The sequence below is a fragment of the Pseudoalteromonas sp. c7(2019) genome (assembly GCF_011378625.1).
Taxonomy (GTDB): Bacteria; Pseudomonadota; Gammaproteobacteria; order Enterobacterales; family Alteromonadaceae; genus Pseudoalteromonas; species Pseudoalteromonas arctica.
In genome coordinates this window covers 1-412 of the sequence record NZ_WTKS01000095.1, presented here as the reverse complement: position 1 = coordinate 412, position 412 = coordinate 1, and the positions used below count along the sequence as shown (strand labels likewise).

The window sequence follows — 412 nt, the reverse complement described above, 5'->3', positions numbered from 1 at the left end:
CCTTATACGATTTAGAACTTATTTGTTCGTAGTGTCCACACAGATGATTGTTATTGTAAAGAGAACAACACTTATTGTTTTGGGTCTGTAGCTCAGCTGGTTAGAGCGCACCCCTGATAAGGGTGAGGTCGGTAGTTCAAATCTACTCAGACCCACCACTTCTTATCTAATTAAGAAGATGGTTAAAACAATAAGTACCAGCATNCTCAGCTGGGAGAGCGCCTGCCTTGCACGCAGGAGGTCAGCAGTTCGATCCTGCTTAGCTCCACCACTTACTTCTTAAAAATAAATATTCTTTATCAGGCCATTAACCGCCTGAGAATAGAGTGTGTTTAATTTTGAGAAGTTTTTACATCTCTTGCTCTTTAAAAATTTGGAAAAGCTGATAATAAAATTCTGATAGATACATTGT

General features: G+C 38.9%; 1 tRNA gene. It reads left to right on the top strand.

From position 1 onward, the window contains the following. Positions 1-81 precede the first annotated feature (81 nt). Positions 82-158 (top strand) — tRNA-Ile (locus tag GQR38_RS20150). The last annotated feature ends 254 nt before the right edge of the window (positions 159-412 follow it).